Origin of the sequence: Pyramidobacter sp. CG50-2 (assembly GCF_003612005.1) — a bacterium.
Lineage (GTDB): Bacteria > Synergistota > Synergistia > Synergistales > Dethiosulfovibrionaceae > Pyramidobacter.
Genome location: NZ_RAWT01000009.1, coordinates 15,250 through 41,859 on the forward strand (window position 1 = coordinate 15,250; position 26,610 = coordinate 41,859).

Genomic DNA, 26,610 nt, shown 5'->3' on the forward strand with positions numbered 1-26,610 from the left:
TCAATTCGACCTGTGCTCCAGATAGGCGGCCAGACTCCGCAGGAACGCGCCCTTTTCCCCGAACGGCTCCAGCTGCCTTTCGGCGTCCAGCGTCCTCTCATGAAGCAGCGCGCGGGCACCGTCGAGACCGTAGGCGCGCACGAACGTGCGTTTGCCCTGCGTTTCGTCTTTGCCGAGCGTCTTTCCCATCGCAGCCTGCGAACCGGTGCAGTCGAGGAGGTCGTCGGCGATCTGAAACGCCAGCCCGACGTTCTCTCCATACTTCATGAGCCGCTGCAAAAGCGCGCCGTCCGCCCCCGCCAAGATGGCGCCTGCGCACAACGAGGCGCGGATCAGCACCATCGTCTTCATCGAAGCGATGTCCATGACAAAACTCTGGTCGTTTGTCTGGCTGGCGCGATCCGTGTCGAGCACCTGGCCGCCGCAGATCCCTTCCGGGCCGAGCGCCTGCGCGAAAAGAGCGAGAGCCCGGACGCAGCGCTGCGGTTCGGCGCCGTTTTTCGACAGACCGTCGAGCGCGGTCTCGAACGCGTCAAGAAACAGCGCGTCACCGGCCAGCAGCGCCAGGGATTCGCCGTAAACGACATGGTTCGTCGGCTTGCCGCGGCGCAGCGTGTCGTTGTCCATGCAGGGCAGGTCGTCGTGAATCAAGGACGCGGTGTGCGCCATCTCGAACGCCGTCGCCATCGGCACAACGCTTTCGGCTTTTCCTCCCATGATCTCCGCTCCGGCCATGCACAAAACCGGGCGCAGGCGCTTGCCGCCCGCCAACAGAGAATAATTCATGGCCTCGCGCAGCCGCGCCGGAATGCGGCGGCGTTCCTCTCCGCAAAAAGTCCGCAGCGACCTTTCGAAAAAAGCCGAGCGGCGGCTCAGTTCTTCTTTAAAGTCCATTTTCGTCTTCTTCCTGCCGGTCAAAGTCGCTCAACGTCCCGTCGTCCTCCAGCTTCTTGACCTTCCCCTCCGCTTCGGCAAGGAACCGGCGGCACTCGGCCACGAGCTTCTGCCCTTCTTCATAGAGCGCCAGCGTTTGCTCAAGCGGCATCGCCGTATGCTCCATGTTTTTCAAGATTTCTTCAAGGCGTCCGATTTTCGCTGAATAGTCCATCTTCACGACTCCAATCAAAGCTCCCCGCAGAGAGAGAAAATGTTCTTCTTAAAAAAATATCCAGACCTCTGAAACCATTTGCCTTAATGGCCGTACCTGTGTTAAAATTCACTGGTTGTTACTGAACACTACACAAAGGAGGCTGCTTTAAATGTCCCAGGTATGTGACTGCTGTGGTCGCGGTCCTGCGACGGGAAATCAGCTGAGCCACTCTCATCGCAGAACTCGCAGACGCTGGCTGCTCAACCTTTTCTCCGTCCGCGTGGACCTTGGCGGCGGCGAAGCGAAGAGAATGCGCATCTGCTCCCGTTGCCTTCGTTCCGGAAAAGTCAAGAGAGCGCTCTAATCAAAACGGACAAGCCGCCGTTCCTTGTGCTGCCAATGATTTCAGCCGGAACTTTTCCGGTAGAACGGACACGCCGAGAGGCCCGAAAGGGGCCTCTTTTTTTATCCCCGGCTCCTGCCATGGCGGTGAAAAAGTCTGCGCCCGATGGACGCAAACTTTTTCACCGTCATTTTTTTCTATTCGCCGCGGAGCTGCTCGAGAATCTCCAAAGCTTCCGCCTCGTCCACCAGGATTTCCCGGGGCTTGCCGCCATGCTGCGGTCCGACGATGCCCATGGACTCCATCGTATCGACCATGCGGGCGGCGCGGGTAAAACCGACGCGCATCTGGCGCTGCAGACCGCTCGACGAAGCCACGCCGGTGCTGAGCACGATCTTGATGGCTTCCTCAAGGCGGCTGTCTTCAAGAAAGTCGGAAGAAGTCCCCCCCTTTTCGTCACTTGCCTCTTCCAGATCGACGTATTCGGGATCGCCGAAAGTGTTGCGCAGATATTCGACCACCCTGATGTTCGTCTGTTCGTCCAGGAACGGCGACTGGATCCGCAGCGGATGCGGCGTCTTGGTGCTGACAAAGAGCATGTCGCCCTTGCCCAGCAGATTCTGCGCGCCGGACTTGTCCAGAATGGTTTTCGAGTCGACCGCCGACGGCAGCGCGAAAGACACTCGCGCCGGGATGTTCGCCTTGATGGTTCCGGTCAGCACGTTGACGGAGGGGCGCTGCGTCGCCAGCATCAGATGGATTCCGGAGGCGCGCGCTTTCTGCGCCAGACTCATGATGCAGTCTTCCACTTCTTTCTGAGCCGTCATCATCAGATCGGCCAGCTCGTCCACGATGATCACGATATGAGGCAGACGATCCTTGGGAAGAACTTTACTGTTGTACGAAAAGATATCCTTGACCTTTGCCTGATAGCAGACGTCGTAGCGCCGCTCCATCTCGCGCACGGCCCAGGCCAGAGCGTGCACGGCCCCCGTCGCCGAGACGATGGGTTTGGCGAGGATATGCGGCAGCGACTCGTAGATGCCCATCTCGACCCGCTTCGGATCGACCATGATGAAGCGCAGCTCCGCGGGCGTGTTGTGATAGCACAGAGAGACGATGCAGTTATTGACGAAAATGCTCTTGCCCGACCCCGTCGTTCCGGCGATCAGCAGATGCGGCAGGTCTTCCAAACCGGAGATGAGGATGCGCCCGTCCACCGTCTGCCCCAGCGGCAGCGGCAGCTTGAGTTTCGTTTTCTGGAAAACTTCGCTTTCCAGAATCTGGCGCAGCGGCACGGAACGGCGATTGACGTTCGGCAGTTCGATGCCCACATACGAGGTGCCGATGATCGGCGCTTCCACTCGGATCGAGGAGACGCCCAGCGCCACGGCAATGTCGTTGCCGAGAGCCATCACCTTGCTGACCTTGATGCCCGGAGCCAACTGGATCTGATACTGCACGACCGTCGGGCCGATGATCGTGCGCTTCAGTTCCGCGGAAACGCCGAAATCGGCAAGAGACAAGATCACTTTCTGTCCGTTTTCCTGCGCCTGCTGATCGTCGATGACCTCTTTGATGTCCCGATGCGGTCCGAGCAGATCGAGCGGCGGCGGGAAACTTCCCGCGGGAATCGGGCGTCCCGCGCAGAACTGAACGTTCTCCGTCCCGACCAGATCTCCCGACGGTTCCACTTCCACGGAAGGTTTTTTGCTGATCGGCACGGAACCGGCCGCTGCAAAGGCGCTTTCCGCTTCGCCAGCGCTTCCGGATTCCACGGAAGTGACGGCGGCGGACGCTCTTTCGCCATTCGTATCGGAAAGTTCATCTTCCCGCGCCTCCGCCGCTTCATGGCCATAGCGGTCGGACTGGGGCGCGTTGGCAAAATAATCGCCGTAATCTTCGCTTTCGGCGTTCTCTCCCTGCTCGTCGGCGTATTGCTCGGCATACTCGTCGATGATCTCGCCGTTTTCGCGTTCCTTCCTGCCGTGACCGAACAGCGCCTTCACGGCAGCGCCCAGCGAGCCCCAGAAGCCTGTTTTTCCGGCGCCGCCGCTTCGGGGCGGGCTTTCCGTTTCAGAAACGGCGGCCTCGGCAGCCTCGGCTCCTTCGCTGGGCAACGCCTCTTCGGGGATACTTTCTTCCGGTCGCGCCGTTTCGGCCTCACCCTGCACCGCCGGCGCGGCTTCCCCCTCGGCCTGCGCAGAAGCGGGGGCCTGGGACGCTTTTTCGCGGCGCCAGCGCGGCATGTGAACGAACGACAAACGCTCGCGGAGCCAGGCAACACGAGCAGCGTTGAGATGTCCATAATTGAATGCCGCCAGTCCGACAAGACACAGCCCCGTCAGCATTGTCCCGATCACGCCGATAAAACGGGGCAGCACCTGAGAAGAGACGTTCCCCAGAATACCGGGACTGAGAAGTCCGATATTTTCGCCCGCTCCGATGCGCCGAAGCATTCCCAGGAACAGAGTGACGGCGCCGTAAAGACAGAACGTCCCCATCCACTGGCTGAAGACGGAATGAACCTGACGGTACAGCAAAGAACAAAAAAGGCCGTAGAAAAAATGCAACAGCAGCAGCACAAGACCGCCGCCCGCCAGCCGCAGCAGGCAGCTCGCCATGTCCTTACCCAGCACGCCGGCGCCTTTGGTGAACAACGAGGCCGTGACATACAGCAGGATCGCCGCCAGAAAAATCTGACACAGACGGAACAGCGCGCCGAATTCAAAACCGCGCTTGGCCATCCTGCCACGTGCAGACTGAGTTTTTGTGGCACGCCGACGCGATTTAAAGCGATTTTTCGAACTCATCTATCAGCGGCCGTCCCTCCGACGACAAGTCCATCGATCAGCAACGATGGCTGTCCGTCTGTGACAGGGAGGCTTTGTCCCTCCTTTTCGCACATTCCCGGCTCCATGTGGAGCCTTTTGCCGACGGCACGGATCCCCATCAGCGCGTCGATGCCGCGGCCGATCAGCGAAGCGCCCTTGACCGGGCGCGTTATTTTCCCGTCTTCGATCAGAGAGCCCTGCGTGACGTCGAAAACGAATTCCCCCGTCGTCGTGTTGACTTCGCCGCCGCCCATGCGGCAGACGAAGATCCCACGGGGAACGCTCTGGATCATCTCGCCCTGCTCGCGGGTCCCTTCGGCCACAAAGGTGTTGCTCATACGCGGCATCGGCAGGCCGGCATAGGACGAGCGCCGCCCGTTGCCGGTCAGGGGCAGGCCATACAAGCGCGCACATCGTTTGTCCGTCAGGTAGTTTTTCAGAATTCCCCGCTCGATAAGGACCGTCCGCCGGGAGGGCGTCCCTTCGTCGTCGCAGGCAAAAGAACCGTAGAGTCCGGGGATCGACGCGTCGTCAACGACCGTCACGTCCTCCGCCGCGACCTGTCTGCCGATTTTTCCCGCAAAGGACGACTGTTCCTCGAACGCGAGATCGGCTTCCATTCCATGCCCGCAGGCCTCATGGACAATGGTGCCGCCGGCTTCGTCGGATAAAAGCACCGGCATGGCGCCCGTCGGACACTCCACCGCTTCAAGGTTGAGCAAAGCCTCCCGAAGAGCTCTGCGAGCCACGTTGTTCGCGGAAAGCTCTCGAAAGAACTCACGGGCGTCTCCGGACAGGGAAAAAGCGTCATAGCCGCTTTCCAGACGTCCATTGCGTTCCACGATCACCTCGGCGGCAAAAGAACAATGTTCCACTTCCCCGGCACGGCTTCCTTCCGGTGAAACGACGACGTACCGGCGCGCGTTTGCGGAACAGGACAGCGTGATCTGCCTGATCCAGCCGCACTCTGCCCGCAGGCACCGGTCAGTTTCACCGAAAAAATCCACGTTCTCCGGAAAGAACGCCTGCACGCGGTCAATCGGAAAATTCATTGCGGGAACTTTCCCGCTTTTGACCGAAGCGATGCGGGCCGCCTCTGCAAGAGCCCGCGCCGCGCCGCCGCGTTCGACGCCGGAAACCACGGCAAAAGCCGAACTCCTGCCTTTCAGCAAACGGGCGGAACAGCCAGCGGACGAAGAGCTGGAAACCTCTTCGACTTTTCCGTCACTGTAGGACAAACTGCGCGACGCGGAGCGCTGAAAGTACAGATCGCCCCCATCGATACCGGGCAGAGCGCTCAAAAACTGCCTGCAGTCCTCCAAAGCGGCCATTAATATTTTTTCTTCCCCTGCAGCCGCCGCGCCGGCGAGGGAATGAGCCAGGGACGCCGAACTCCCTTCACGAACGCGGGGGCGCGCAGCTTCGCCGTACAAGCGCCGCTGTACAGCGCGACCCAGCCGATGCCGGGGACGACCAGATCTTCTTCGGGGCGGATCCGGAACTCTTCTTCACGCCAGCTCTGCGTCCGCAGTTTCGCCGCGCACTTGCGGCACGGCGGCACCAGCAATTCGCCGACATGATCCTTCATCAGGCCGTCGATGCGTTCTTCGCGGGTGCGATGGATCGTGACGCTGTCAGGAGCGAAAATCCCCAAGCGGACCCAGCCGCGCTCGCCCGCATCCGCAACTGTAAGCTGCGCCAGGCCGCCCCAAAAAACGGTTTGACCGGTTTTCAGCACCTCGATGCTGCTCTGAAAAACTTTTTTCGGCGAAAGAGCGGCGAGGCAATCAGGACAGAGCACGGGAACGAAGGGATCCTCCCCCTTCAAGCCGGGAGCGTCCACCAGAACGGGGCCGTCCGCCATCTGGTATTCCGTCAGTCCCACGGTCGTGCCGGGCAGACGGGACACCGTCGGCACTTCATTCTTCAAAAGAGCGCCGAGGAGCGTGCTCTTGCCGACATTGGCGGCGCCGGCAAAAAGGAGCCGGTCGTCGGCGTCGAACGTCTCCTCGATGTGCCGTCGCAGTTCGGCCATATCGCCGCGGTTCTGCGCCGAGACCAGGAGAATCTGTTCCTGACGGACGCCTGTGCGTTCCGACAGCCACTGCAGCACGTCTTTGCGGGTCGTCCACGGTTCGAGCAGGTCGATTTTGTTGGCGATAACAAAGACAGGCTTTTTCATGCTTTCCGCCCAGTCGAGATCGGGCAGGGAAATCTCCGGACGACTCACGTCAAGGACAAGAAACAGGGCGGCGGCGCCCAGCGCGCGGGCCCTGATATCCTTTTGGATCCCCGGGTCAGCGAGCAGCGCCTTGCGATAAACGCCGTAATGCTTCATTTGAAAGCAGCGTTTGCAAAGCACGCCTTCGTCGGGATTCTTGCCCGGCACAAGATAGCCGGGGAGATTCTCGTCAACGCTCTGAAAAACGGCTCCGCAGCCGGGACAACGTTTCTTTTCTTCCATCGGAAGCGTCTCCTTCTTCTGTTCCCACGAATTTATTTGCTTTTGCGATAGAGCAGCACGTTCTTCTGGTGTTCGGCTTCTGTTTTGGCAAAACGATGGCTTCCGTCGCCGCGGGCCACATAGTAGAGAAAATCGTTCTTCTCAGGTGCCAACGCGCCTTCCCAGGCTTGGGGCGAAGGAACGCAGACAGGAAGCGGCGGGAGCCCCGCGCTCTTATAGGTATTGTACGGCGAATCCACTTCGAGATGCTTGAACAGCACGCGCTTCAGCGTTTCGCCTTTCTGAAGATACCACGCGTAGACGACGCTGGCATCGATCTGCAGCAGCATGTTCTGAGCCAGCCGGTTCTCGATGACTCCGGCGATCACAGGGTATTCGCTGTCGATCTGCGCTTCGCGTTGCAGCAGAGAGGCGATCACCGCCGTCCGCAAAGCGTTGTCCTTATCGTTCAGAAGCGCGCCGAAACGGGCATACCACGCCGCCGACGCCTGTCTGACAAGCTCCGGCAGAGATGCCTCCGTCAGGGAATAGGTCTCGGGCAAAAGGAACGCGGCGCGTCCTTCGGCGGCGTCGGGCAAAATGCGGCGCATGGCCGCGGGGAAGTTGTCGAGGTCATTCAGGGCCGCTTTCTGCGCTTCGTCGCTCCCCAGCGAAAAAGGCCTTTGCGGCAGCGCGCCGGGAACGATGATCGCGCTGAAGTACGAAGGCTCGCTGCTGCTCAGCTGTTCAGCGACATACCAGGAAGGGCCGGAAGATATGAGATACCCCCCGGCGCGAAGCGAACGATCGGCGCCTTTCCTGCCGAGCCAGTACAGCAGATTGCGGCGGTCGGCAACGAGGTCCTCTTCGGCGATCCTTTGTGCGAAGTGGCGCAGAGATTCGCCCTCTTTCAGGAAGAGCTGAGCCGTCTTTTCGTTCTTATGGAACGGCATGACGAAGACGTCTTTCCACTGCGAAGGCTTCCAGCGATACGCGGCGGCGGCGCCGACAAAAGCGAGCGCAAGGACCGCAAGGATTTTTTTCATCGCGGCGCCTGCCTTTATACGATCATCATGGCGTCCCCGAACGAAAAGAAGCGATATCGTTCCTTCACCGCTTCGGCGTACGCTTTCATGGTCAGGTCATAGCCCGCAAAGGCCGCAACCAGCATCACCAACGTGCTCTTGGGAAGATGAAAATTCGTGATCAGTGCGTCCACGACCTTGTATTCGAACCCAGGATAGATGAACAGCTCCGTTTCCAGCACGCCCGGATGAAGCCCCCCAGAGGCGGCGGCCATGCCTTCGAGCGTCCTCACCACGGTCGTGCCGAGGGCGACGACGCGCCCGCCGTTCTTCTTGGCCATGACGATCTTGTCATAGGCATCCTGCGGGATCACGCAGTGTTCGACATGCATATGATGCCTTCGAATATCCTCCGTTTTGACGGGGCGGAACGTTCCCAGCCCGACTTCGAGCGTAATGTCGGCGATCGTCACGCCGCGCTCGGCGACTTTCCGAAGCAGCTCGCGAGTAAAATGGAGGCCGGCCGTCGGCGCCGCCGCAGAACGGGGATCCTTCGCATAAACGGTCTGATAATCCTCGGGGCGCGACGAGCGCTCATGAATATAAGGGGGCAGCGGCATCGAGCCGTTTGCCTCGGCCAGAGCGCGCACATCGCAGTCGGCGGGGAAAACGACGCGGCGCACGCCGTCTTCGCTTTTGACGGCGTCGATTGTGACCACGACGTCGCCGTCAAGGCGCACCCGCGATCCCTCGGGCAGCTTGCGGCCGGGGCGAACCAGAGCCTCCCAGCATTTTTCGCCGTCGTCCTCCGGACGCAGCAGAAGGACCTCCACCTGGGCACTGCCGTTGACCTTCACGCCTCCGACGCGCGCGGCCATAACGCGCGTGTCGTTGCGCACAAGGACATCGCCGGGGCGAAGCCATTGGAGAACATCGTGGAAATGCTGGTGAAACAGCTTCCCGTCCGCGCGGCGTACGGTCAGAAGGCGGCAACGGTCGCGGGGGTCCGCCGGTTTTTGCGCGATCAGCTCGGGCGGAAGTTCATAATCATAGGTATTGATGTCGAAAAAGTCCCTCTGCGTCATTGACAAAAAGTCACTCCTGTAAAGGTTTGCCGTACGTTATCTCTTCATCTCTTTTGGATTGCCGTGCCGGGATAATAAAACTCAAGTATTTTTTCCGCCGACCAGCCTCGATCCGCCATGGCCTTGGCTCCCCACTGCGAGAGGCCGACGCCGTGCCCCCAGCCGCGCCCATACAATGTGACGCTGCCGCCGGCGAGGCTGGCGGAAACTGCCGTCCGGGCCGGATTCGGAATGCGCTTCGCCGTCTCCGCCGGCTGTTCGAGCGGTTCTCGTTTCCGCTCCATTGCCGGCGCCTCGACGCCTAAAGCTTTATACAGGTAATTCCGGCGCCGCTCGGGATAGAGGATCATGTCCAGGCGTTCGTCGACGTTGAATTTCTTTTGCTCGATCAGCGCCTTGAGCTGCGCGTCTTCAGCCGTCGTCAGAGGCGTCGGGTCAAAGGCGATTTTTCTCGCGGTCCGGGGCGCTTCGCGGCGCTGAACGGGATCGGGCACGTCGGTCGCACGCGGGCCTTCGGGAGAAAACTCAAAGAACGTGCTGCGCACTTTTTTCGCGCCGATCAGGGTGCGAAAAGCCGCGCTGCTGAGCACGGAGCTTCCCGCAGAACCCGTAAATCTCAGCGCCGCCGCGCGCCCGGCAGCGTCCCGCCGCTCGATGGCGATCTGCGACACCGTTCCCACGCTTTTGCCTTTTTTGGCGAGAGCGTTCTGGATCTCGCCCGCCGACAGAGAGGCCTCCCAGCGAGCCTTGGGAGATCCGGAGGGAAAGGGTTCTTTGCGAACGACCAGATAGGGGACGCGTTTGCCCCACACGTCGCCGACATCAGCGGTGGCGCCGCCGCTGTCGGAACAGAAAAAGGTGTGCGCCAAATCGCCCCTGTACGTCAAAACTTGGCCGCGGGTCTGCGCGATCGCGCGGTCCGTCGAAGCGTGGAGCACGTTCGTGCCTCGATAGACCTGACAATGATCGGTCGTGCAGACGTCGTAACCGCTGGCTTCGTGACGCCCCATCTGCGCCAGCGCGTAGGTCCTGGAGATCACCGCCTGCGCCTTGAGGACTTCCATGGCCCATTGCGGATTGATCTCGTAGCCGAGGACGCCGCGAAGGTATTTTTCAACGTCAAGACGGTTGATCACCGTGACCTGCCCGCCGCGGGCCCGCAGCACCAGCTCGCCTTCATAGCTGACTTTGCCGCAGCGGATCTGATGCGGCGAGCTCACGATCACAGGCGAAGCATAACTTTTTCCCTGAATGACGACGTTCGATCCGCGCGCGTGAGCGCTGAAACTCGCCGGCAACGAAAAGCGGCGGCCGCCGCCATCCCTGCCGCTCAAGCTGCGTCCGGAAATCGGCGCGGAAGGCGCGGTCATGAGCCCCACGCGAATCCAGCGCGCCTGAGCCTCAGCCGAAAGGCACAGCGAGAAAAAAAACACGGCGAGAGCGATCTTTTTACAGCAGTTCCAGTTGATCCGGCGCCGCCTGAGGCGGCGTCTTGCCAAGATAACGGTACGCATTTTCCGTTGCTTTCCTCCCTCGAGGGGTGCGTTCGATCATGCCCTTTTGAATCAGATAGGGCTCGTAGATGTCTTCGATCGTCTGAGGTTCTTCGTTCAGCGCGGCGGCAAGGGTCGAAAGCCCCACGGGACCGCCGTCGAAAAGGCTGACGATGGCGTCGAGTATTTTGCGGTCGCCGTCGTCCAGCCCCAGTCCGTCAAGGCCGAGCGTATCCATCGCCCGCGCCGCCAGAGCGGCTTCGACGGTCGGCACGCCGGCCACCTCGGCGAAGTCGCGGACGCGGCGCAGCAGCCTCAGGGCGATCCGCGGCGTCCCGCGCGAACGGCTGGCGATCGCGCGGCAGGCGTCGGGCTCCACTTTCATGTTCATCACGCCCGCGCCGCGGTCGAGAATGACGCACAGTTCCTCCGCCGTATAGAGCCGCAGCTGCTCGACGATGCCAAACCGCGCGCGCAGCGGCGCGCTGAGCAGCCCCAGGCGGGTCGTGGCCCCCACCAGCGTGAAGTGCGGCAGGTTCAGGCAGATGCTGCGCGCCAGAGGCCCCTTGCCGACGATGATGTGCAGCGTGAAGTCCTCCATGGCGGAGTACAGCACTTCTTCGATCGTCGTGGACATGCGGTGGATCTCGTCGATGAACAGCACGTCGTGATCCTGAAGGTTCGAGAGGATCGCCGCGAGATCGCCGGGCTTCTCCAGCGCCGGCCCCGTCGTCACTCGCAGCTCGCTGTCCATTTCATGGGCGATGATGCCGGCCAGGGTCGTCTTTCCCAAGCCGGGAGGCCCGTAAAAGAGGACGTGGTCCAGCGCTTCTTCGCGCTTCTTCGCGGCCTGGATATAGACTTCCAGCTTGGATTTTATCTCCGTCTGGCCGTTGAAATCGGATAACTGGAGGGGGCGAAGGCCCCTCTCGTCTTCCCGCTCTTTGAGCTCTTCGAGCGGGGGCAGATCGAAACCGCGATGAATGTTTTCTTTGTCCAAAACGCATCACCTCACTTGCGGGGCTGAAGGATGCGAAGGCAGCTCATAATGGCCTCGCTTTCGCCAAGAGACTCTCCCTGTTCAGCCACAACCGACTTGTAGGCGCGCACGGCCGAGGCGCGGTCGAATCCCAGGGATTCAAGAGCGTCGAGCACGCCGGCGGCCGCCTGCCGATCGCCGGCAGGCGCACCGTGCAGTTCGCCCGTCAGCTGGATAAAGCCTTTTTTATGAATGCGGTCGGAAAGTTCGAAACAAATGCGTTCGGCCGTTTTTTTGCCGATTCCCGGCACCGAAGTAAGCAGCCTGATGTCGTTCTGCTCCACGGCCGCGACGATCTCCGCAGGGGAAAGATACTGAAGGATGGAAATGGCCGCCTTGCCGCCCACGCCCTTGGTCAGAATCATCAGTTTGAACGTCCGGCGTTCGGTATCGTCGGCAAAACCGTAAAGAGCCACGCCGGCGTCGCCGATCTGCAGCAGGGTGTAAAGAAATACCTGCGCTCCGAGTTCGCATCGTTCCGCCGCCTGGCGCGTCAAAAGGACCTCCACGCCAAAGCCGTTGCACTCGACGACGGCTGCAAATTCGGACCTTTCTACGACCTTTCCTCTGATGCTGGCAAGCATGGCCGGCTATCTCCTTCCATAGGCATACTGCGGACTGCGGACGATCGCCAGGCCGGCCAGAGCGATACCGAGCGCATCGGCCGTGTCGTCGGGGCGGGGGATTTCCGGCAGGTTCAGAAGCTGCTGGATCATGAGCTGTACCTGACGTTTTTCCGCCGTGCCATCGCCGCAGACCGTCAGCTTCACTTCCGACGGTTTGGGTTCGACAACCGGCAGATGATATTGCGCTCCCAGCAACAGTATGGCCCCCCGAACCTGCCACACCGCTTCGGCAGTCGTGCGGTTCTGTCCGAAATAGAGTCTCTCAACGGACATAAAATGAGGGGAGCAGTTTTCAATCTGCTCCCTCACACCGTCATACAACGCTTTAATTCTCACTGACGTATCCTGATGGGGAGGCGTCTCAAGACACCCGTAGGCCAGCGCCCGATAGGAGCTTCCCGATTGGCACACAAAGCCGTATCCGAGGCGGCCGATGCCCGGGTCGATCCCCAGACAGACAAGCCCCTTAGTCGTCGTTGGCAATGGCCTCGTTCACCTCGTCGGTAAATTCAAAGTTCGCGTAGACGTTCTGAACGTCGTCGTGGCTGTCGAGCAGATCGAAGAGCTTGAGCATCTTGCGGGCTTTTTCCACGTCGCCGATCGTCACGGTCGTCTTGGGGACGAAGACATTTTCGGCGTCGGTGACCTTATAGCCCTTCTTTTCAAGCGCTTCGCGAACCTCCATCATAGCTGAAGGATCGGTCGTCACCGTGGCGCCCTCCTCATTGACGGCCACGTCATCCGCGCCGGCGTCGATGGCATCTTCCATCAGCTGATCCTCGTCGACCGCCCCCTCGATGGCGATGCTGCCCTTGCGCTCGAAGTTCCAGGCCACGCTGCCGGCCGTCCCCATGGAACCGCCGTTGCGTTCGAGAATGGCGCGGATCTCGGGCGTGGTACGGTTGCGGTTGTCCGTCAACGACTCGCAGATGATGGCCACGCCGTCGATGCCGTAGCCCTCGTACGTCAGTTCCTCGTAGGAAACGCCCTCGAGCTCGCCGGTGCCGCGTTTGATGGCCCTGGTGATCGTGTCGTTGGGGACGCTGGCCGCCCGCGCGCGGTCGAGCGCCGCCTTGAGGCGCACGTTCATGCCGGGATCGCCGCCGCCCTCCTTGGCCGCGATGATGATCATCTTGATCAGCTTCTGGCGCTCGTTTCCTTTTTTGGAATCCTGCGCAGCCTTACGATGCTTGATATTTGCCCACTTCGAATGCCCTGACATACAAAATCACCTCATAAAAAGTTTAAGGAATCGCACTCTGCAAAACATGCTTGAAATCGCTCAAACTGCGTCGATGACGCAGATTGGCGGCATTTTCCTTTTATGCTCCGAAATACGTCTGCGCCGCTCGATTTCCCTGCGGCTCTTCTCATCGACCGGGCGTCCGGAAACATACGCGTCAAGTACGTCGTAGGACAGCCCCATTTCCTGCTCGTCGGTCTGCCCTTCCCAGAGTCCGGCCGACGGCGGCTTTTCGATGACCGGAGAGGGCACGCCCATTTCGCGCGCGATCGCGCGCACCTCGGCCTTGGTCAGATCGGCCAGAGGCATAAAGTCGCTGCCGCCGTCTCCGTATTTGGTAAAGTAGCCCACGGTCAGCTCGTCCTTGTTGCCCGTACCGCACACCAGGTACCCGAGCGTCTGCGCGATGGAATACGCCGTGATCATGCGCAGGCGGGGCTTGATGTTGGCCGCTGCCAGCGCGGAAGGTTCCATGATCCGGCCGATCGTGCGCCGGTAGACGTCAAAAGTCTCCGACAGATCGACCGTCAGCATTTTCACTCCCAGCGCGTCGGCGGTCAGGCGCGCGTGCTCTCCGTCAAGCGGAATGCTGTGGCACGGCATATACACCGTTATCACGCGTTCCGTCCCGAGCGCTTCTTTGAGCAGCGCCGCCGCCACGGCCGAGTCGATGCCGCCGCTCAGTCCGACCACGGCGCCGCCGGCTCCGGAAGCGGAAATAATCTGGCTCATCCATTTTTCGATGGCGTCGATCAATTTTCTGGCGTCTCTCACAGAAGCCCCTCCTCTTCCCTCATGCGACATGACGTTTTATTTTACCACACTCGCTGTATTTAGGGCAGAAAAAAGCCGCCACGGAAAAATGAAGGGGACATATCATTCTTCCGTGGCGGCTTTTTTTCAAGATTTTTTCGGCAGATGGCGCCGCAGCGCCTCGATCACGCAGCCGCTTTCGACGCGCTCGACGATCTTTCCGTCTTTGAAGATGACCGGGCCCGAAGGCGAACCGGCGACGCCGAGCTGGGCGCAGCGGGCTTCGCGCGGACCGTTCACCTCGCAGCCCATCACGGCCAGCGTGTAGCCGTCGGGCAGTTCTTCCAATATCGGGGCGAGCTGAGGAACGACGGCGGTCACTTCCAGCTGGCGCCGTCCGCAGGTCGGGCACGAGATCAGCCGCCCGCCGCGCTGGCGCAGATTCAGCGCCCGCAGGATGCTGTAGGCCGTCCGCACTTCGTCCGCGGGCGGCTGGGACAAACTGACGCGCATCGTGTCGCCGATGCCCAGCGCCAAAAGCCGCGACAGGCCGCAGGCGCTTTTGACGACGCCGTCCAATCCGCTGCCCGATTCGGTGATCCCCACGTGGAACGGGAAGTCGCCGTAGCGGCGCTGGAGAAGGACATTGGCGCGCAGGGACTCTTCCAGATCGGTCGATTTGGCGGAAACGACAATGTCGTAAAATTTCAGCGACAGCAGCATTTCCATCTGCTCTCCGACTGCCAGCGCCAGAGCGGCGCCGCGGTCGCCGCCGGCGCGCCGAAGCTGCGCGTCATTGACCGAACCGCTGTTGGCGCCGATCCGGATGACGACCCGGCGCTCCCGCGCCAGGTCGACGACGGCCGCCAGGCGCCCGGGGCTGCCCATGTTGCCGGGATTGATGCGGATGGAAGGGCAGCCGGCCTCCATGGCCGCGACGGCAAGCGCCGGATCGAAGTGGATGTCCGCCATCAGCGGCAGCGGCGAGGAATCGTTCAGGGCGCGCAGCCGGTCTTTCAGCTCCGGCTTGGGAAACGCGACGCGCACCAGTTCGCAGCCTTCGGCCCGAAGTTCGGTCAGCTGTTTCAGACACGCGGCCGTGTCGTCGAGGCGCGTTTTCAGCATCGACTCGACCCGCACCGGCGCGCCCGCGCCCAGAGTCAGGGAACCAATCCGCACGGTTCTTTTCATGATCGGCCTCCGCGCTAAAAGAGCTTCAAAATATCCTGCCAGGTCACGACGACGATCAGAGCGAACAGGATCATAAAGCCGATGAAATGGATCTTCCCTTCCAGTTCGAGGGACATGTTTCTGCCCGTGATCATCTCGGCCAGCACAAAGAGGATGTGTCCCCCGTCGAGAGCGGGAAAAGGCAGCAAGTTGATGATCCCCAGATTGAGGCTGATCACGGCGAGGAACGACAGCAGCGAGAAAAATCCGGCGCTGGCCGCCTGCCCGGCCATGGCGGCGATGCCCACGGGCCCGGAGACGTCGACTTTCGCCGGGTGAACGAGCATTTCTTTCAGCCCTTGGAGCATCACCAGCGACATGTGGAAGGTCCACGCGATCGAGCCGCGCAGAGCCCGGCTCAGCGGCAGCTTCCTGATTGCGGGCTGAATGCCGATCAGCGGCGGCTCGCCCGCTTTTTCAGCTTTGGTTCCCATCGTCAACGTCAGCTGCTGGGAACCGCGCCGGACCGTCAGCTCGAGTTTCTCCTGATCGGCGGCCTGAGAGCGGATCGCACGGGTCATCTCTTCCCAGTCACGAACGTCGACACCACCGACCCGCTCGATCACGTCGCCGCGCCGCAGCCCCGCCTCCGCCGCCGGAAAGCCGGACATCAGCGCGCCGACTTCGCTGACGGAAAGGTCCATCACGCCGCGCGACATCAGCAGCACCGTCGCCAGCACCACGACCAGCAGGATATTGTTGAAGGCGCCGGCCGCCAAGACGATCAAGCGCTTCCAGGCAGGCTTTTCCTGAAAGCTCTCCCCAGGAAGGAGCGATTCGCCCTCGTTCTCCTCGCCTATGCCGGCCAGACGGACAAAACCGCCCACGGGGAAAGCGCGCACCGACCACTTATTTTTGCGCCCCTGACGCTGCCACAGCACAGGCCCCATGCCGAAAGAAAATTCGTGCACCTTGACGCCGCACCAGAGCGCGGTCAGATAATGGCCGAATTCGTGCACGATCACGCAGATCAGGATGATAAAAAGAAACGATATAACGCTCAGAATCATTTAAACCCAAACCTTCTTCCTGCTCCAGGCCCTTTCGTTTACCAATTCGAGAGCGTGAACCCGGCAGCGTTCGTAAAGCGCGATGCGCGAAGAAACGTCTTCCGCGGGACCGCCGTTATAGCCGTCCACAAGGGCGGCCACAACTTTTGCAATGTCGGCGAAGCCGATCTTTCTTTCGAGAAACATCTGCACGGCCGCTTCGTCGGCGGCGATCAGAATGACGGGATAGGGCTCGCCCCTGCGGCTCGCCTCAATCGCCGTATAAAGTCCGGGGAAACGCGCCTCCTGCGGCCTTTCGAAATGAAGATCCAGGCCGTCCAGTTCGACCGGTTCGATCTTCTTCATCCGCAATGGCAAGCGCATCGGCCACGAGAGGGCCGTCAGCGCCGCAAGCCGCATATCGGGAGGGCTCAGGAGCATTTTCGTCGCGCCGTCGATAAAAGAAACCAGCGCGTGGACCTTCGAGCCGGGATGGATCACGGGCAGGATTTTCTCGCTTGAAATCCCGAAAAGATCGTGCGCCTCGAGGAGCTCGATGCCTTTATTGATCATCGTGGCGCTGTCGACGCTGATCTTGCGCCCCATGGGCCAGACGGGATGCGACGCCGCCTGCTCGGGCGTGACCGCGTCGAGATGCTCCAGCGGCGTGCGCAGGAAGGGGCCGCCCGAAGCCGTCAGAACCAGCCGTTCCACGTGATCGTAATGCTCGCCGGCAAGACACTGCCAGAGCGCGTTATGTTCGCTGTCGAGCGGACGGATCTGGCCGGCGCGCACGGCGGAGGTCAGACGCTTGCCCATGATCAGCGCCGATTCCTTGTTGGCCAGGCTGATTTCCTTGCCCAGTTCCATCGCGCGCGCCAGCGCCTTCACCGCGGCAACACCGGACGAGGCGAAGACAATATGTTCCACTTCGTCGGACTCGACCAAACGAAGCAGCGCCTCGTCTCCCTGCCAGAGTGCCACTTCTTTGGGCAAATCACAGCGCGGCTTCCGCAAGACGACAATTTTAGGTCCGAACTCCCGACAAAGCGACGGCAGCGCCTCTCTTCCCGTCTCCGCTGCCAGCGCCGTCACCTGAAAGAACTCGGGATAGGAGCGGCACACGTCAAGCGCCGAAGAGCCCACGCTGCCGGTGCAGCCGATCACGGCCACCTTTTTTCTCGTATTTTTCAACATCCTTCAGCTCTCAAAGCAGAAAAGCCCACCAGATCATCCACGCGCACAACGTGTTGACGAGAACGCTGTCAAAGCGATCGAGAAATCCGCCATGACCGGGAAAAATATGTCCGCTGTCCTTGACGTCGTTCTCGCGCTTGATCAGAGATTCCACCAGATCTCCCAGCTGGCCGGCGCTGCCGCAGGCCGCGCCGACGAGGACGAACGCCATCGGGCTGAACTTAAAAAACAGCGCGCACAGCGCACCGCAAAGCGTGCTGGCGACAAAACCGCCGATAAAACCTTCAAGGCTCTTGTGAGGGCTGATATGAGGACAAACGCGCACCGTCCCCCAACGCGAGCCGACAAGATAAGCCATGACGTCGCAGGACCAGGTGCAGAGAAAGATGGAAAGCACCGCCGCCCATCCTACGGGATCGGGCAGAGCCCGAAAACGAATCATGCAGTACCACGGAATGACCGCGTACACCAAGCCGGTGATCACGGGACCGACGCTGGCGATGGAATGACTGCCGGCGGTCAGCTGGCGCCGCGCCAGTTCCATGAAATAGACGGCGAAGCAGCACAAGCCGAAAATCGCCATCAACCCCGTCTGCGACACGTGTTCGGAGGAAAAAAGCACCACCGTCGCAGCCATCAGGCCGACGAAGCGATCCGCTTTCGGCAGACTGGGCGACATGCGATAAAACTCCCAGAGCGACCCCAAAGCCACAAACGCGGCATAGACATGCCACCACCAGCCGCCGAGATAAAGCAATCCCAACATCACCGCGACCAATGCCGTGCCGGTAGCAGTGCGAACAACCAGCGTATGCTTAAAACTCTTCGACTCGTCCATAGCGGCGTTCCCTTCCGGCATAGGACTGCAATGCCTTTTTCAGTTCCGCGGTGCCGAAATCGGGCCAGAGCGTGTCCGTAAAATAGTATTCGCTGTACGATCCCTGCCACAGCCAGAAATTGCTGATCCGAAGTTCCCCGCTGGTGCGGATGATCAAATCGGGATCGGGGATGTCGGGAAGATAAAGATGTTTCCTCAGGTCTTCTTCGCCGGCAATCGTTTCACCCTTGGACTGGGCGTCGGCAATGGCGTCCAAGATCTCCTGCCGGCCACCGTAGTTGAAACAGACGATCAGCGTCATGCGGCCGCATCGAGCCGTCTCCGCTTCGCTCCAGTCGATGATTCGGAGCACCTCGTCGGGCACGCCCCGACGCGCCCCGCAAAAACGGACTCTGACGCCGTTTTTCACAAGGTCGGGAACTTTCTTACGCGCGTAGTGCCGAAGCAGCTCCATCAACCCCGCCACTTCGAGCCGAGGACGATTCCAATTCTCCGTTGAAAAAGCGTAGACCGACAGCCAGCCAATGCCCATCTCGCCGGCCGCACGCACCGTCCGCTCCAGAGCAGCAATCCCGGCACGGTGCCCCAGCAGGCGGGGCAGGCCGCGCTTTTTAGCCCAGCGGCCGTTGCCGTCCATGATCAGGGCAACGTGTTTCGGTAAGTTCGCGCAACTTTCCATGCTTTATCCTCTCAAGCTTTCATAGCGCTGACGTATCTCCTGAATATCGCGCCACGTCAAGTCCTTGGGGCCGCCGCGCTCACGGCTCTGGTTCCGCAGCAGATAACTGGGATGGAACATCGGCATCAGCGCCGCGCCGCGCCACGTGAACCAGCGCCCACGCATTTTAGTGATCCCCTCCGTGCCGTGCAGAAACCACTTCAGAGGCGTGTTCCCCAGACAGACGATGATCTGCGGCTGAAGGAGGGCGATCTGAGCCTCCAGCCAGCGCTGGCAGCTTAAGACCTCTTCGATTTCGGGAACGCGGTTGTTGGGCGGCCGGCACTTGACGATGTTGGTGATGTACACATCGTCGCGGCTGAATTTGGCCGCCTCGAGGATGCGGGTCAACAGCTGCCCGGCCGGACCGACGAAGGGACGTCCCGAATTGTCCTCAACCTCGCCGGGGCCTTCGCCGACGAACATGATGCGCGAGGTCAGGCTGCCTTCGCCGACCACGACGTTCTTTCTGGAGCGGCAGAGCCCGCACTGTTCGCATCGGTTTGCCGCGTCCCGCAGCAGCTGGTAGAGCGCCGTGCGCTCTTGCGGAGAGCGTTGCGCTTGATAGAGCATTTCAGTCATTGAAGGTTACCTCTGCTATGGTCACGTCGACTCTCGCGACTTCCATTCCCGTCAGCTGTTCGACGGCAACCCGGACGCGCAGCGCCGCCTGACCGGTCAGTTCCTTGAAGCTGAGCGCGCCGGTTCTCACCGTCAGGAAAAGAGAAATGACCAGCCGGTCGTTCTCTTCTTTCACTTTGGGCTCTTTGACGGAGACCACCTGTACGGTGCCGCGAGCCACGTGCTCAGCGATCTGTTCGACGACGGCGGATTCGATCTTGAGCGCCCCGTAGTAGCTGAACGGAGGACGCACAATGGTCTTTTCCGCCTCGTCCCGACTCGAGAAAAGATTTTTCAGACGGCCCACCAGTCGTCCCGTATAGTTCTTTTGGATCTGCGTCTGAGCGACGGGAATGACGTGACGCTTGTTCTGTTTCCGCTCGTAAAGCGCCTTTTCGATCTCGTCGTCGGAGGCGACCTGATCAATGCGCACGTATTCCGAAGGCAGCGGCAGTCCCAGTACCTCGCAGATCTCGTCGCTCATGCCCCGCGATGTGGCGAGAATCATGATGCGACATCCAGGATGGCGCGCCAGGCAGCGCCGCACCTCGTCGCGGTGTTCGGGAAAATGGAACATGGCGCGCCGAATGGCCCGTACCATGTTGGGTTCCGTTTTGGCGCTTTTCCCGGCCAGAATTCGCCCGCGGGAGATCAGCAGCCCGTCGTCGATGATGATATCGACGCTGCGTTTCGACGCGACCATCTGCGAGCGCATGCTTTTTCCCGTTCCCGCCGGCCCGTAAAAGGCCAGGACTTCATATTTCCCCGGAAGGAGGTCAGAAACCGTCTTCGTCTTCACGACCGCTCCCCCCTTCTGGAAGGATAAACGCTCTAAAGCAAGCCTTCGTCGTCTTCCGCGATAGAAACTTTGGCACCCAGTCCCTGCAGGGCGCGATCGAAATTTTCGTACCCTCTCAGGATATGGTCAAGGCCGTAAACGCGAGTCTCGCCCTCGGCCGCCAGCCCCGCCAGCACCAAGGCGGCGCCGGCGCGAAGATCGGTTCCCTGCACGCTGGCGCCGTACAGAGCGGGTACGCCGTTGATGACCGCCGTGTTGCCCTGGATCTCGATCGCCGCGCCCATTTTGCGAAGTTCCGCCACGTGCTGAAAACGGGATTCGAAGATGCTTTCCTTGATCACGCTCGTGCCCTTGGCGAGGCACAGCGCGGCCATCAGCTGCGGCTGCACGTCGGTGGGGAAGCCGGGATAAGGCATGGTCTTGACCGACAGCTTCTTGAGCCTGTCGCGCGAGGGATAAACGGTGACGCTGCTTTCCTGCCGTTCATAAGACACGTCGGCCTCTTCCAGTTTGGCCAGAAGAGAATCGAAATGCTGAGGCGTCACGTCGGTCACGGTCACTTCGCCGTTCGTGATCACGCCGGCCAAGAGGTACGTGCATGAAGCGATGCGGTCGGGGATGATCTGGACGCGGCCGGAAACCAATCCGGCCCGACCGTTGACCTGGATCACGCCGGCGTTGTCCTTTTTATAACAGACCTCGGCCCCCATCGCCTGAAGCGCCTGAACCAAATTCGTGATCTCCGGCTCGCGGGCGGCGTTTTCGATCGTCGTCTCGCCGTCCGCCAGCACCGCCGCCATGACAAGGTTCTCCGTCGCGCCCACCGAAGGGAAATCCAGATATATTCTGCAGCCGCGCAGTTTCTTGGCGCTGGCATAGACGGCCCCGTGGCTGAGTTCGATCGAAGCGCCCATTTTCGCCAGCCCCTTGAGATGCAGATCGATCGGCCGGGCGCCGATCGCACAGCCTCCCGGCAAAGGCATGACCGCCCTTCCCGTCTGGGCAAGCAGTGGTCCCAAAAGGATCGAAGAAGCGCGCATCTTTTGCACCAGCGAGGCGGGCATTTCGCAGACCAGGTCGCCCCGACGGGTCACCGTGGCCGTGCCATCCTCGAACTGCACGCCCATCCCCAGCGCGCACAAAAGAGCGACCAGCGTCTCGGTATCGCGCAGAAGCGGCACATTGGTACATGTCAGTTTTTCGCCGTCGCCGAGCAGAAGAGCCGCCGCCATCACCGGCAGCGCGGCGTTCTTGGATCCCTGGGTACGAACCTTCCCCTTGAGAGCCGCTCCGCCGGAAATCTTTAAAAACTGAGCATTACTCATAACTCCCACTCCTAAGGCACGTTTTTATGATAGCCAAGATACAAATACTTTTACATTATACAACAACTACAAGAAAGCCGTCACCCTCGATCAGGGCGACGGCTTTTCCCCTATAAACGCAAAAGCAGATAGGCGCAGGACAGACTGATGATCTGCAGGAAGCTCAAGACCGCCAGGACCCCGAACGGCGACAGCCCTTTATCCAGCAGACGATGATGAATATGGCTCCGATCGGGATAAAAAGGCGATTTCCCCGCGGCAGCGCGACGGATGATCGCCGCCAGAGTGTCGATCACAGGCACGCCGCCAATGAAAAGCAGCAGCGCGCAGAACTTGTAAATGCCGAGATTCATCGGCAGCAGCCAAAGCATCGTGACGGCCGCGGTAAAGTAGCCCAGCAGGTAGACGCCGCCGTCCCCCAGGAAAGTTCTCGCCCTGGGGAAATTCCAGAAAAAGATCCCTGCGATCATGGCAATGACCGGCATTACCATAGTCGAAGCGCTCATCCAGCCGATAAAGCTCAGACTGAGGAAGGCCATGGAAAGAGCCAAGCCGTTGATGCCGTCGATAAAGTTGTAAGCGTTCGTCACGCCGGCGACCCAGAACAACAGAACGCCCATATGCAGCGCATCCTGCCGTCCCACCATGAGCAACGAGACGGCGGCGGCAAGGAAATGCACGACCAGGCGTCCGAGCGGGGACAGAGAAAGCATGTCGTCCACATAGCCGGCAAAAAAAACGATCGTCGCGCCGGTCACGATGATCCTCAGTTCGAACGAAACCCGGGCAAAAAGCAGCGCCCACATCAGCAGGCCGCTCCACAAAACAAGCCCGGCGCCGCGCGGCACCGGGTCATGGTGGATCTTGCGCTGATCCGGGTAATCCATCATGCCGTAACGCTCCGCCAGCATGATGGCAATGGGAGTCATCCCGCCGCCCCACAACAGAAAGATCACAAAAAGCCAGAACGGCTTCATCAACGGGTTCCGAAAATACGGTCTCCTGCGTCGCCAAGGCCGGGAACGATATAACCGTGCTCGTTCAGATGACTGTCAAGAGACGCGACAAAGATGTTCACGTCGGGATGCTGCTCGTGCACGACCGAAACGCCCTCGGGCGCGGCGATCAGACAGACCAGAGAGATCTTTTTGCCGCCGCGCTTTTTGATCAGGCTGATGGCTTCCGCCGAGGAACCTCCGGTCGCCAGCATCGGATCGAGCAGAAAAATATCGCGTTCCTCGATATCGCCCGGAAGCTTGCAGTAGTACTCCACCGGCTGAAGCGTCTCCGGATTGCGGTAAAGGCCGATATGCCCGACCTTCGCGTTGGGGATCAGATTCAACACGCCCTCCATCATGCCCAGCCCGGCGCGCAGGATCGGCACGATGGCCAGTTTCTTGCCCGCCAGCGCATAGGCCTTGGTGCGCGTGATCGGAGTTTCCACGTCGATCATCTTCAGGGGCAGATCGCGGGTGATTTCGTAGACCATCAGCGAAGCGATCTCCGCCACCGTCTCGCGGAACGTCTTCACCGGGGTGTTCTTGTCGCGGATAATGCTCAGCTTGTGCTGCACGAGCGGATGATCGAAAACCACCACCTGACCGGCATCGTTCATAAAGGCTCGATTCGTGCTGCGTTCGTAGGCGCAGATCTTCTGCGTGCGGCGCACATGGCGCCCGCCGTCGAATTCGGTCGCCAGCCAGGTATCGACGATTTCCATCGCCGTCGGCTCATCGATGACGCGCGCTCCCAGGGTCAGAACGTTGGCGTTGTTATGACGGCGACTCAGGGCCGCAACCTCTTTATTCCAGCAGTCCGCCGCGTAAACTCCCGAGACCTTGTTGGCGGCGATCTCCATGCCCAGTCCCGTACCGCAGACCAGAATGCCGCAGTCGGCGTCGCCGTGAGCCACGCTGCGCCCCACCTGCAGAGCGATATCGGTATAATCGCAGGAAACCTCCGCCGTGTCGGTGCCAAAATCCTGCACATCCAAGCCCTCACGCCCCGTCAAATGAGCGATGACCTTCTGCTTCAGCTCATACCCCGCGTGATCGGAACCAATAAGAATTTTCACGATGAAATTTCCCCCTCAAAAGAAGTTGATTCGCCGACCTCCAGTCATTTATACGGAACAAAGCTATTTTGCCACAGTTGCATAAAAAAAGCGAGGTCATCCACAAAAAGTGGATGCCTCGCCTTCGGGACCGGCAGTTTTCAGCCAATAACCACGAGAACGTCGCCGCTGTTCACGGCCGAGCCTTCGTTCACGCGGACCTCCAGCACCTTGCCGTCGCGGCCGGCGGGAATTTCGTTTTCCATCTTCATGGCCTCGAGGATCAGAAGATTGTCATTGGCCGTCACGGTGTCGCCCACCTTGGCAAGGACTCGCAGGACTTTGCCGGGCATAGGCGCCGTCACTTCCGTGCTGCCCGCCGGAGCGGCAGCGGCCGGCGCCGCCACCGGAGCGGGCGCCGCCTTGGGCGCGGTAACTGCAACAGGAGCAGCAGCGGGCGCCGCCGCAACGGGAACCGCCTGAGGCGCCGCGACAGGAGCGGCGCCAGCAAGAGGCTCGACGTTCACGTCATAGGACTTGCCATTCACGGTAATCTTATACATCGACATTATGAGTATCCTCCTCAGTTGTTTTTCAATTAAGATATTTTTTCGGATTTCAGGCGCACTGACCCGAACCGTCAGTCGCTAATTCCAGCGGTCAGAGAGAGCTCCCTGCAGCGCCTCAATGCGTCCGCAGGCGATCCATGGCGTTTCGTCGCTGCCGATCAGGTGCACGCCGGCCGGAACGATCGATCTGATGGACATCGCAGTCCCCGTCTGCGCCGCGATCGCCGCCGCGATAACAGCCACAAGTTCGTCGTCCGAGGCCGCTCCGACGTGAGCGGGAGCAGCGCCTGCAGCAACTTGCGCAGGGGCGGAAACAGCCGCTGGGGTTTTTCCATTGCCGGCGACTTTGGAAACAACGCGCATGGCAAAGATAACCAACGTCAGTCCCGCCAAAACGAGGAAAACGACGCTGAAGGCAATCAGGGAAAGAGCCGTAGCACCGCCCATTCCTCCAAAGGACGCTGCTAATGTTTTTACTGCTTCGGTAGCGGGCATCGCTCTTCCTCCTCACTAGTTGGGCATGACGCCGTGCTTCTTGCGGGGCAGGGCTTGACGTTTTGTGCGATGAGCCTTCAACGCCTGAATGACTTCGTACCGGGTTTCTTCGGGGAGGATGACCTTGTCGACATAGCCGCGGCTGGCCGCCTGGTACGGCGTCGCAAAGGCGTCTTCATACTCGCTGATGAGCTCGGCGCGCTCAGCCTGAGGATCCTTGGCCGCTTCGATCTCCTTGCGGAAGATGATATTGGCCGCGCCGGCCGCTCCCATGACGGCGATCTGCGACTGAGGCCAGGCAAGGACAGAATCGGCTCCCAGAGCCTTGGAACACATGCCGATGTAAGCGCCGCCGTAAGCTTTGCGCATCACCACCGTGATCAGGGGCACCGTAGCCTCGCTGTAAGCGTACAGCATCTTGGCACCGTGACGGATGATGCCGCCCCACTCCTGCGCCTTGCCGGGCAGGTAGCCGGGGACGTCGACGAACGTCACGATCGGAAGGTTGAAGGCGTCGCAGTGACGGATAAAACGGCTCGCCTTATCAGAGCAGTCGATATCGAGACATCCCGCCATCACGCTGGCCTGATTGGCGACAATGCCAACCGGCATGCCGTCAAAACTGGCATAGCCGATCACGATGTTCTTGGCCCACATCGCCTGAACCTCGACGAACTTGCCGTCGTCAACCACGGCCTTGATCACGTTGTGCACATCGTATCCCTTGTTGGCGTCGGTAGGCACCATGGTGCGCAGGGCCATCTCCGTGCGGGAGACGGGGTCGCTCGTCGCCACGCGGGGCGCGTCGCCCATGTTGTTGCTGGGCAAGTAGCTCAGCACGTCACGAACCTGCCGGAAGCATTCCTGCTCCGAAGCGGCAAAGAAATGCGCGTTGCCGGAGCGGCTGTTATGAGTTTTGGCGCCGCCCAGTTCCTCGCTGGAAATCTCTTCGCCGGTCACCGTCTTGATGACGGCGGGGCCCGTAATATGCATGATGCTGATCTTGTCAACCATGAAGATGTAGTCCGTCAGAGCGGGGCTGTACACCGCGCCGCCAGCCGTCGGACCGACGATGACCGACATCTGCGGGATGATGCCGCTGGAAATGGTATTGCGGTAGAAGATTCCGCCGTAGCCGTCCAAAGCGTCAACGGCTTCCTGAATACGAGCTCCGCCGCTGTCGTTGATGCCGACGATCGGACAGCCGTTGCGAAGGGCGAGGTCCATAACTTTGCAGATCTTGGCGGCGTGCATCTGTCCCAGAGAACCGCCGAGAACCGTAAAGTCCTGGCTGAAAACGTAAACGATGCGTCCGCCGACCGTGCCGTAGCCCGTGACGACGCCGTCGCCTAAATATTTTTTGTTCTCCATGCCGAAATTCGTGCAGCGATGTTCCACAAATTCGTCGAGCTCGACGAACGATCCCTCGTCCATGAGGAGATCGATCCTTTCACGAGCCGTGAGACTGCCCTTGGCCTTGTGCTTGGCAACGGCCTTCTCGCCGCCGCCGGCCGCCGCCTTGGCGCGCTTGTCGAGAAGCACATTGCAAAGCTCATCGATGGTTTTTACCGCCATACTGGTACCTCCTTGAAAAATATGAACTGCCGTTAACGCCGTTTATCTTTAACGCTCATCAGACGTCAATCCGTGAGGCGCTTGACAAGAATGGGACTCGCCCTTTCCTTCGCCGAAAAAAACAATAATCATACTCTATCAGTAATTCGGGCAAAGTCAATCACGAATTGCTCCTTGTTTTCCCGTGCGCACGAAGGCTACGGAGGAAGGCGAAAACCGCCTACAAA

General features: G+C 60.4%; 27 protein-coding genes. 1 reads left to right on the forward strand and 26 read right to left on the reverse strand.

The features are described from left to right. Together D7D26_RS03175 and xseB are read right to left on the reverse strand one after the other, a co-directional pair. Window positions 1–894, reverse strand: coding sequence for a polyprenyl synthetase family protein (locus D7D26_RS03175; protein ID WP_120371995.1), 894 nt, complete (start codon window positions 892–894; stop codon window positions 1–3). Then, complete coding sequence (gene xseB / locus D7D26_RS03180) at window positions 884–1,108, reverse strand: exodeoxyribonuclease VII small subunit (RefSeq protein WP_120372026.1); 225 nt, start codon at window positions 1,106–1,108, stop codon at window positions 884–886. Before xseB ends, D7D26_RS03175 begins: the two co-directional genes overlap by 11 nt. A gap of 151 nt (window positions 1,109–1,259) precedes the next feature. Between xseB and rpmB the strand changes: the two genes are divergently transcribed. Then, window positions 1,260–1,454: a 50S ribosomal protein L28 gene (rpmB, locus tag D7D26_RS03185; protein ID WP_040550057.1), complete on the forward strand. Its 195-nt coding sequence runs from the start codon at window positions 1,260–1,262 to the stop codon at window positions 1,452–1,454. 176 nt (window positions 1,455–1,630) lie between these two features. Here the strand turns inward: rpmB and D7D26_RS03190 are convergent, their stop codons facing one another. The 24 genes from D7D26_RS03190 to D7D26_RS03305 form a co-directional block, all read right to left on the reverse strand. After that, window positions 1,631–4,180, reverse strand: coding sequence for a DNA translocase FtsK (locus D7D26_RS03190; RefSeq protein WP_120371996.1), 2,550 nt, complete (start codon window positions 4,178–4,180; stop codon window positions 1,631–1,633). 62 nt (window positions 4,181–4,242) lie between these two features. Continuing rightward, window positions 4,243–5,598, reverse strand: a complete 1,356-nt coding sequence (locus D7D26_RS03195; RefSeq protein WP_078016808.1) for a TldD/PmbA family protein — start codon at window positions 5,596–5,598, stop codon at window positions 4,243–4,245. Next, window positions 5,598–6,731 (reverse strand): GTPase, encoded by a 1,134-nt coding sequence (locus D7D26_RS03200; protein ID WP_120371997.1) that lies wholly within the window; start codon window positions 6,729–6,731, stop codon window positions 5,598–5,600. Before D7D26_RS03200 ends, D7D26_RS03195 begins: the two co-directional genes overlap by 1 nt. A 32-nt stretch (window positions 6,732–6,763) precedes the next feature. Continuing rightward, entirely contained in the window at window positions 6,764–7,756 is a 993-nt protein-coding gene (gene mltG, locus D7D26_RS03205; protein ID WP_120371998.1) for an endolytic transglycosylase MltG, read from the reverse strand. Between the two features lie 14 nt (window positions 7,757–7,770). After that, the gene (gene queA, locus D7D26_RS03210) at window positions 7,771–8,820 is read right to left on the reverse strand and encodes a tRNA preQ1(34) S-adenosylmethionine ribosyltransferase-isomerase QueA (protein ID WP_120371999.1); all 1,050 of its coding nucleotides are present in this window, start codon (window positions 8,818–8,820) and stop codon (window positions 7,771–7,773) included. 44 nt (window positions 8,821–8,864) lie between these two features. After that, window positions 8,865–10,334, reverse strand: a complete 1,470-nt coding sequence (locus D7D26_RS03215; RefSeq protein ID WP_120372000.1) for a SpoIID/LytB domain-containing protein — start codon at window positions 10,332–10,334, stop codon at window positions 8,865–8,867. Continuing rightward, window positions 10,270–11,313, reverse strand: a complete 1,044-nt coding sequence (gene ruvB / locus D7D26_RS03220; protein WP_120372001.1) for a Holliday junction branch migration DNA helicase RuvB — start codon at window positions 11,311–11,313, stop codon at window positions 10,270–10,272. The genes D7D26_RS03215 and ruvB overlap by 65 nt, the downstream gene beginning before the upstream one ends. 11 nt (window positions 11,314–11,324) lie before the next feature. Continuing rightward, on the reverse strand, window positions 11,325–11,936 hold the full coding sequence (gene ruvA / locus D7D26_RS03225) for a Holliday junction branch migration protein RuvA (protein ID WP_078016814.1): 612 nt from the start codon (window positions 11,934–11,936) through the stop codon (window positions 11,325–11,327). A gap of 6 nt (window positions 11,937–11,942) precedes the next feature. Beyond that, on the reverse strand, window positions 11,943–12,461 hold the full coding sequence (gene ruvC / locus D7D26_RS03230) for a crossover junction endodeoxyribonuclease RuvC (RefSeq protein WP_078016815.1): 519 nt from the start codon (window positions 12,459–12,461) through the stop codon (window positions 11,943–11,945). Continuing rightward, window positions 12,445–13,200 (reverse strand): YebC/PmpR family DNA-binding transcriptional regulator, encoded by a 756-nt coding sequence (locus D7D26_RS03235; protein ID WP_078016816.1) that lies wholly within the window; start codon window positions 13,198–13,200, stop codon window positions 12,445–12,447. Before D7D26_RS03235 ends, ruvC begins: the two co-directional genes overlap by 17 nt. Before the next feature lie 60 nt (window positions 13,201–13,260). After that, the gene (gene nadE / locus D7D26_RS03240; protein WP_078016817.1) at window positions 13,261–13,995 is read right to left on the reverse strand and encodes an NAD(+) synthase; all 735 of its coding nucleotides are present in this window, start codon (window positions 13,993–13,995) and stop codon (window positions 13,261–13,263) included. A gap of 126 nt (window positions 13,996–14,121) precedes the next feature. Then, the gene (gene ispG / locus D7D26_RS03245) at window positions 14,122–15,165 is read right to left on the reverse strand and encodes a (E)-4-hydroxy-3-methylbut-2-enyl-diphosphate synthase (protein ID WP_078016818.1); all 1,044 of its coding nucleotides are present in this window, start codon (window positions 15,163–15,165) and stop codon (window positions 14,122–14,124) included. Between the two features lie 14 nt (window positions 15,166–15,179). Then, window positions 15,180–16,214, reverse strand: a complete 1,035-nt coding sequence (gene rseP / locus D7D26_RS03250; RefSeq protein WP_120372002.1) for an RIP metalloprotease RseP — start codon at window positions 16,212–16,214, stop codon at window positions 15,180–15,182. Further along, complete coding sequence (locus D7D26_RS03255; RefSeq protein ID WP_120372003.1) at window positions 16,215–17,390, reverse strand: 1-deoxy-D-xylulose-5-phosphate reductoisomerase; 1,176 nt, start codon at window positions 17,388–17,390, stop codon at window positions 16,215–16,217. It abuts the gene before it with no gap. Between the two features lie 10 nt (window positions 17,391–17,400). Continuing rightward, complete coding sequence (locus tag D7D26_RS03260; RefSeq protein ID WP_120372004.1) at window positions 17,401–18,228, reverse strand: phosphatidate cytidylyltransferase; 828 nt, start codon at window positions 18,226–18,228, stop codon at window positions 17,401–17,403. Next, window positions 18,206–18,907 (reverse strand): polyprenyl diphosphate synthase, encoded by a 702-nt coding sequence (uppS, locus tag D7D26_RS03265; protein WP_120372005.1) that lies wholly within the window; start codon window positions 18,905–18,907, stop codon window positions 18,206–18,208. The genes D7D26_RS03260 and uppS overlap by 23 nt, the downstream gene beginning before the upstream one ends. 3 nt (window positions 18,908–18,910) lie before the next feature. Next, the gene (locus D7D26_RS03270; RefSeq protein WP_120372006.1) at window positions 18,911–19,528 is read right to left on the reverse strand and encodes a uracil-DNA glycosylase; all 618 of its coding nucleotides are present in this window, start codon (window positions 19,526–19,528) and stop codon (window positions 18,911–18,913) included. Further along, a complete protein-coding gene (locus tag D7D26_RS03275; protein WP_120372007.1) occupies window positions 19,521–20,366 on the reverse strand; it encodes an Asp23/Gls24 family envelope stress response protein in 846 nt (281 codons plus the stop codon). The genes D7D26_RS03270 and D7D26_RS03275 overlap by 8 nt, the downstream gene beginning before the upstream one ends. 32 nt (window positions 20,367–20,398) lie before the next feature. Further along, window positions 20,399–21,691 carry a UDP-N-acetylglucosamine 1-carboxyvinyltransferase gene (murA, locus tag D7D26_RS03280; protein ID WP_120372008.1) on the reverse strand — a complete coding sequence of 431 codons (1,293 nt, stop codon included), beginning with the start codon at window positions 21,689–21,691 and terminating at the stop codon, window positions 20,399–20,401. A gap of 110 nt (window positions 21,692–21,801) precedes the next feature. After that, window positions 21,802–22,668, reverse strand: coding sequence for a glycosyltransferase family 4 protein (locus tag D7D26_RS03285; RefSeq protein ID WP_120372009.1), 867 nt, complete (start codon window positions 22,666–22,668; stop codon window positions 21,802–21,804). Further along, window positions 22,668–23,765 (reverse strand): uracil phosphoribosyltransferase, encoded by a 1,098-nt coding sequence (gene upp, locus D7D26_RS03290; RefSeq protein ID WP_120372010.1) that lies wholly within the window; start codon window positions 23,763–23,765, stop codon window positions 22,668–22,670. Before upp ends, D7D26_RS03285 begins: the two co-directional genes overlap by 1 nt. Before the next feature lie 140 nt (window positions 23,766–23,905). After that, window positions 23,906–24,313, reverse strand: coding sequence for a biotin/lipoyl-containing protein (locus D7D26_RS03295; protein ID WP_120372011.1), 408 nt, complete (start codon window positions 24,311–24,313; stop codon window positions 23,906–23,908). Between the two features lie 78 nt (window positions 24,314–24,391). Further along, window positions 24,392–24,808: an OadG family transporter subunit gene (locus tag D7D26_RS03300; RefSeq protein ID WP_233543445.1), complete on the reverse strand. Its 417-nt coding sequence runs from the start codon at window positions 24,806–24,808 to the stop codon at window positions 24,392–24,394. Between the two features lie 15 nt (window positions 24,809–24,823). Then, the gene (locus tag D7D26_RS03305) at window positions 24,824–26,383 is read right to left on the reverse strand and encodes an acyl-CoA carboxylase subunit beta (protein ID WP_120372012.1); all 1,560 of its coding nucleotides are present in this window, start codon (window positions 26,381–26,383) and stop codon (window positions 24,824–24,826) included. Between the last annotated feature and the right edge of the window lie 227 nt (window positions 26,384–26,610).

Bases quoted from the DNA above. Each gene is read 5' to 3' on its own strand.
- D7D26_RS03175 (WP_120371995.1), bottom strand. From the start codon at position 894: ATGGACTTTAAAGAAGAACTGAGCCGCCGCTCGGCTTTTTTCGAAAGG.
- xseB (WP_120372026.1), bottom strand. From the start codon at position 1,108: ATGGACTATTCAGCGAAAATCGGACGCCTTGAAGAAATCTTGAAAAAC.
- rpmB (WP_040550057.1), top strand. From the start codon at position 1,260: ATGTCCCAGGTATGTGACTGCTGTGGTCGCGGTCCTGCGACGGGAAAT.
- D7D26_RS03190 (WP_120371996.1), bottom strand. From the start codon at position 4,180: ATGGCCAAGCGCGGTTTTGAATTCGGCGCGCTGTTCCGTCTGTGTCAG.
- D7D26_RS03195 (WP_078016808.1), bottom strand. From the start codon at position 5,598: ATGGCCGCTTTGGAGGACTGCAGGCAGTTTTTGAGCGCTCTGCCCGGT.
- D7D26_RS03200 (WP_120371997.1), bottom strand. From the start codon at position 6,731: ATGGAAGAAAAGAAACGTTGTCCCGGCTGCGGAGCCGTTTTTCAGAGC.
- mltG (WP_120371998.1), bottom strand. From the start codon at position 7,756: ATGAAAAAAATCCTTGCGGTCCTTGCGCTCGCTTTTGTCGGCGCCGCC.
- queA (WP_120371999.1), bottom strand. From the start codon at position 8,820: ATGACGCAGAGGGACTTTTTCGACATCAATACCTATGATTATGAACTT.
- D7D26_RS03215 (WP_120372000.1), bottom strand. From the start codon at position 10,334: ATGCGTACCGTTATCTTGGCAAGACGCCGCCTCAGGCGGCGCCGGATC.
- ruvA (WP_078016814.1), bottom strand. From the start codon at position 11,936: ATGCTTGCCAGCATCAGAGGAAAGGTCGTAGAAAGGTCCGAATTTGCA.
- D7D26_RS03235 (WP_078016816.1), bottom strand. From the start codon at position 13,200: ATGTCAGGGCATTCGAAGTGGGCAAATATCAAGCATCGTAAGGCTGCG.
- ispG (WP_078016818.1), bottom strand. From the start codon at position 15,165: ATGAAAAGAACCGTGCGGATTGGTTCCCTGACTCTGGGCGCGGGCGCG.
- rseP (WP_120372002.1), bottom strand. From the start codon at position 16,214: ATGATTCTGAGCGTTATATCGTTTCTTTTTATCATCCTGATCTGCGTG.
- D7D26_RS03255 (WP_120372003.1), bottom strand. From the start codon at position 17,390: ATGTTGAAAAATACGAGAAAAAAGGTGGCCGTGATCGGCTGCACCGGC.
- D7D26_RS03260 (WP_120372004.1), bottom strand. From the start codon at position 18,228: ATGGACGAGTCGAAGAGTTTTAAGCATACGCTGGTTGTTCGCACTGCT.
- uppS (WP_120372005.1), bottom strand. From the start codon at position 18,907: ATGGAAAGTTGCGCGAACTTACCGAAACACGTTGCCCTGATCATGGAC.
- D7D26_RS03270 (WP_120372006.1), bottom strand. From the start codon at position 19,528: ATGACTGAAATGCTCTATCAAGCGCAACGCTCTCCGCAAGAGCGCACG.
- murA (WP_120372008.1), bottom strand. From the start codon at position 21,691: ATGAGTAATGCTCAGTTTTTAAAGATTTCCGGCGGAGCGGCTCTCAAG.
- D7D26_RS03285 (WP_120372009.1), bottom strand. From the start codon at position 22,668: ATGAAGCCGTTCTGGCTTTTTGTGATCTTTCTGTTGTGGGGCGGCGGG.
- D7D26_RS03295 (WP_120372011.1), bottom strand. From the start codon at position 24,313: ATGTCGATGTATAAGATTACCGTGAATGGCAAGTCCTATGACGTGAAC.
- D7D26_RS03300 (WP_233543445.1), bottom strand. From the start codon at position 24,808: ATGCCCGCTACCGAAGCAGTAAAAACATTAGCAGCGTCCTTTGGAGGA.
- D7D26_RS03305 (WP_120372012.1), bottom strand. From the start codon at position 26,383: ATGGCGGTAAAAACCATCGATGAGCTTTGCAATGTGCTTCTCGACAAG.